Below are 3,947 nucleotides of genomic sequence, written 5' to 3'. Positions count from 1 at the left end.
GGGGACTCCTCGGAGCGCGCCCGCCCCTCCAGGTCCGCGCCGGCGAGCCCGGTCACGTACGACAGATAGCCGGGCATCAGCGGCAGCACGCACGGGGAGAGGAAGCTGACCAGCCCGGCGAGCGCTGCCGCTCCGATCGCCAGCAGCAGCGGACCCGACTCGGCGACCTGGCGGAACGTCTCGCCCATCAGCGGGAACCGGCGGCCGGCTGCTCGGCCGCGATCCGCTCGACGATCGGTTGCAGGCCGTCCTGCTTGACGGCCGCCCGGATCACGGTGGCGACCCGGCCGTCGCGGTCGAGCACGACGGTCGCCGGGACGGTGTTCGGCGGGATCTCCAGGGCCAGCGCCAGCCGGCTCGCCGGGTCGAACAGGCTCGGGTAGGTGACCCGGCCCTCCTCGAAGGCGACCGCCTTGTCTCTGCTGTCCTGCACGTTGATGCCGAGGAAGGTCACCCCGGCGGCCTTGGTGGCCTGGTAGGTGGCCTCCAGGTCGTCGGCCTCGGCCCGACACGGCGCGCACCACGAACCCCAGAAGTTGAGCACGACCACCTGGCCACGGGCCTCGGCGACGTCGTACCGGCCGCCGGTGAGCAGCTCACCGGCGATCTTCGGGGCGGCCGAGCGCTGGTCCGGCGCGCACGCGACGATGCCGCCGTCGTTGGCGCAGCGGCTCTCCCCGTTCTCGGCGGAGCAGCCGACCAGCGCCGTCCCGGCGGTGACGGCGGCGAGCAGGACGGCGATCGGCCTCCGGGAACGCATCAGGCCCCCTTGGCCGTCCGGGCTGTCGTCGACATCGCGATCAGGTGCGCGGCGGGCTCGCTGTAGCCGATCCCGGTGACCTTCGCGCCGTCGAAGTGGAACGAGGTGAGGCTGGCCAGGCCGCACTGCCGGCGGCGCGGGTCGTGCCAGAGCCGCTTTCGCTCGACGTGGCGGCGCAGCGTCCAGATCGGCAGCTGGTGGGAGACCAGGACGGCCTCGCGCCCCTCGGCGGCGACCCGGGCGGCGTGCAGCGCGGCGAACATCCGCTCGGCGATGGCCTGGTACGCCTCGCCCCAGGAGGGGGTGACCGGGTCGCGCAGCACCCACCAGTTGCGCGGGTCGCGGAACGAGCCGTCGCCCGGCGAGACCTTCTTGCCCTCGAACCAGTTGGCGCTCTCGATCAGCCGCTCGTCGACCCCGACGGGGAGCCCGAACTGGGCGGCGATCGGCTCGGCGGTCTGCTGAGCGCGCTCCAGCGGACTCGCCACCACGTGCACGATCTCCCGCTCGGCGAGCGCCTGCGCCGCCGCCTTCGCCATCTGGATGCCCAGCTCCGACAGGCGGAAGCCGGGCAGCCGCCCGTACAGGATCTGGTCCGGGTTGTGCACCTCACCGTGCCGCAGCACGTGGACAACCGTTGCGCTCACGTTCCCTACCCCCCGTGGCCCGCCGCTGCCGCCGCGTTCGCCGCCGTCGGCAGCGCGGCCGCGATCTGCTCCAGTGCGGCGTCGTCGATCGCCGCCGAGACGAACCACGACTCGAACGCGCTCGGCGGCAGGTAGACGCCGGCGGCGAGCATCGCGTGGAAGAACGCCTTGAAGGCGGGCACCTGCTGGGTGCGGGCGCTGTCGTAGTCGCGCACCTCGGCGTCGGTGAAGAAGATCGAGAACATGTTGCCCGCGGACGACAGCCGGTGCGGGACCCCGGCGGCGCCCAGCGCGTCGGCGGCGAGCCGGCCCACGGTGGCGGCCGTGGAGTCGAGCCGGCGGTAGAGCGCGTCGTCGGCGAGCCGCAGGGTGGCCAGGCCGGCGGCGCAGGCCAGCGGGTTACCGGAGAGCGTGCCCGCTTGGTAGACCGGGCCGGCGGGGGCCAGTCGGGCCATGATCTCGGTGCGCCCGCCGAACGCGGCGGCGGGCAGTCCACCGCCCATGACCTTCCCGTACGTCCACAGGTCGGCCTCGGACGGGTCGAGCCCGTGCCAACCGGCGCGGGAGACCCGGAACCCGGTCATCACCTCGTCGACGATGAGCAGCGCGCCCTCGGCGTGGGCGATCGCGGCGAGCCGCTGGTTGAAGCCGTCGCGCGGGGCGACCACGCCCATGTTGCCGGCGGCGGCCTCGGTGATCACCGCGGCGATGTGCCGGCCCTCGTCGGCGAAGACCTTCTCCACCGCCGTGATGTCGTTGTACGGCAGCACGATGGTGTCGCTCGCCGCCGCGCCGGTAACGCCGGGCGAGTCGGGCAGACCGAGGGTGGCCACGCCGGAGCCGGCGGCGGCGAGCAGCCCGTCGGAGTGGCCGTGGTAGCAGCCGGAGAACTTGATGATCTTCGAACGGCCCGTGAAGCCGCGGGCCAGCCGGATCGCCGACATGGTGGCCTCGGTGCCGGAGTTGACCAGCCGGACCTGCTCGACCGGGGTGCGGTCGACGATCTCGGCGGCCAGCTCGACCTCGCCCGGCGTCGGCGTGCCGAAGCTGGTGCCCTTGCCGGCGGCCTCCCGGATGGCCTCGACCACCTCGGGATGGGCGTGACCGAGGATCAGCGGGCCCCAGGAGCAGACCAGGTCGACGTAGCGCCGGCCGTCGGCGTCGTAGAGCCAGGGGCCCTCCCCCCGGACCATGAAGCGCGGGGTGCCACCGACGGCCCGGAAGGCGCGCACGGGGGAGTTCACCCCGCCCGGCACGATGGCCTTGGCGCGGTCGAACAGGGCCTCGGAGGCCGGCGCGTCGGCCGGGTAGCGGCCGGATCCGGCGGAAAATATGTCGGTCACGATGTCGCCATTGTGTCAGCGCCGGACGGCCAATCGGCAGCCACCCCGGGGCGGGGTTACCAGACTCACCCCCGGTGCGCGCGCCCGGCGACCGAAGAGGTCTCACCGGGCCAGGGCGTCGAGATCGCGATAGGCTGACCGGGTGGATCGTGCCGAACTGTCCATCACGGTACACCGGACAGGCGATGAAGTGGTGCTTCGCCTGGCCGGTGAGATCGACATGCTCACGGCCGGCCAGCTGTCGGCCGTCGTCAACGAGGTGCTGGCCGACCCGCCGCCGCGGATCGTGCTCGACCTGGGCGGCGTCACGTTCTGCGACTCCCAGGGGCTCGGCACCCTGGTCGTGCTCAGCCGCAAGGCCAGCCACGCGCGGACCCTGCTGGTGCTCAGCAACGTCGGTGACTTCCTGCTCCGCGTCCTGGACATCACTGGGCTGCGCTCCGCCCTGATGATCCGCAACGAGACCGCCCCCTGACCGTCGCCGCGACCGTGAGGTGGACGGCTCAGCCGCCGCCCACCTCACGACCGGGTCAGATGGTGGGGACGTCGCGGCGGCGGAAGCCGGTCAGGCCGGTCCCGGCCAGCAGGACGGCCAGGGCGGTGAGGGCCAGCAGCGGGGTGGCGCTCCACGAGCCGCCGAGCACCTGCGGGGTGTGGGTGAACGGGGAGACATCCAGCAGCCCCTGGCTCAGCTCCAGCACCGCGCCGAGCTGCCCGAGCAGAATGCAGACCACGAGCACCCCCCAGGCCACCGGCGCGAACCGGGGCAGCAGCCCGTAGAGCAGCACCGCCAGGCCGGCCAGCACCCAGGCCGCCGGCACCTGGGCCAGGCCCGTGCCGAGCATCCGGGGCAGCTGGCCCGGCACGTCACCCACGCTCAGCCCGTAGGTGAGCCCGGTGGCGAGCCCGGCGACGGCCAGCACCACCACCGGCCCGACCAGGGCGAAAAGCAGGTGCGAGGCGAGCCAGCGGGACCGGTGCACCCCGGTGGCCAGCAGCGGCTCCGCCCGACCGGCCGCCTCCTCCGTACGCATCCGCAGCGCGGCCGCGATGCCGTAGCCGGCGGCGGCCAGGCCGACGAAGGCGAGCGTGCTGCCCAGGTACGCCTCGGCGAGCGCTGACGAACCGCCCAACCGGGCCATGATCTCCTCGAGCTGGGCGTTGCCCTCGACCGACCTGCCGGCCGCCTCGGCCGCG

5 protein-coding genes and 1 pseudogene are annotated in these 3,947 nt (G+C 73.7%); 1 reads left to right on the top strand and 5 read right to left on the bottom strand.

Features of this window, described 5'->3' with window-relative positions:
* The 4 genes from JNW89_RS29945 to hemL all read right to left on the bottom strand — a co-directional run.
* Nucleotides 1–188 (bottom strand): cytochrome c biogenesis protein CcdA (locus JNW89_RS29945; RefSeq protein ID WP_238451631.1); only part of this gene is annotated, 188 nt, incomplete at its 3' end.
* Nucleotides 188–760 (bottom strand): TlpA disulfide reductase family protein, encoded by a 573-nt coding sequence (locus JNW89_RS29940; RefSeq protein ID WP_088959331.1) that lies wholly within the window; start codon nucleotides 758–760, stop codon nucleotides 188–190. The genes JNW89_RS29940 and JNW89_RS29945, both read right to left, overlap by 1 nt.
* Nucleotides 760–1,407: a histidine phosphatase family protein gene (locus tag JNW89_RS29935; RefSeq protein WP_238451630.1), complete on the bottom strand. Its 648-nt coding sequence runs from the start codon at nucleotides 1,405–1,407 to the stop codon at nucleotides 760–762. The genes JNW89_RS29940 and JNW89_RS29935 overlap by 1 nt, the downstream gene beginning before the upstream one ends.
* A 5-nt stretch (nucleotides 1,408–1,412) precedes the next feature.
* Nucleotides 1,413–2,750 carry a glutamate-1-semialdehyde 2,1-aminomutase gene (hemL, locus tag JNW89_RS29930; protein WP_238451629.1) on the bottom strand — a complete coding sequence of 446 codons (1,338 nt, stop codon included), beginning with the start codon at nucleotides 2,748–2,750 and terminating at the stop codon, nucleotides 1,413–1,415.
* A 142-nt stretch (nucleotides 2,751–2,892) separates the two neighbouring features.
* On the opposite strand from hemL, the gene JNW89_RS29925 reads away from it, so the two are divergent.
* Complete coding sequence (locus JNW89_RS29925; protein WP_238451628.1) at nucleotides 2,893–3,225, top strand: STAS domain-containing protein; 333 nt, start codon at nucleotides 2,893–2,895, stop codon at nucleotides 3,223–3,225.
* Between the two features lie 55 nt (nucleotides 3,226–3,280).
* Here the strand turns inward: JNW89_RS29925 and JNW89_RS29920 are convergent.
* Nucleotides 3,281–3,947 (bottom strand): annotated as a pseudogene (locus JNW89_RS29920) (ABC transporter permease); the annotation flags it as partial.

The organism is Micromonospora sp. 4G55 (assembly GCF_016803375.1).
The sequence above is the reverse complement of the archived record's forward strand: the minus strand, read 5'-3'. Positions and strand labels throughout refer to the sequence as shown.

Coding starts and splice junctions, on each gene's coding strand:
- JNW89_RS29940 (WP_088959331.1), bottom strand. CDS start 760: ATGCGTTCCCGGAGGCCGATCGCCGTCCTGCTCGCCGCCGTCACCGCC.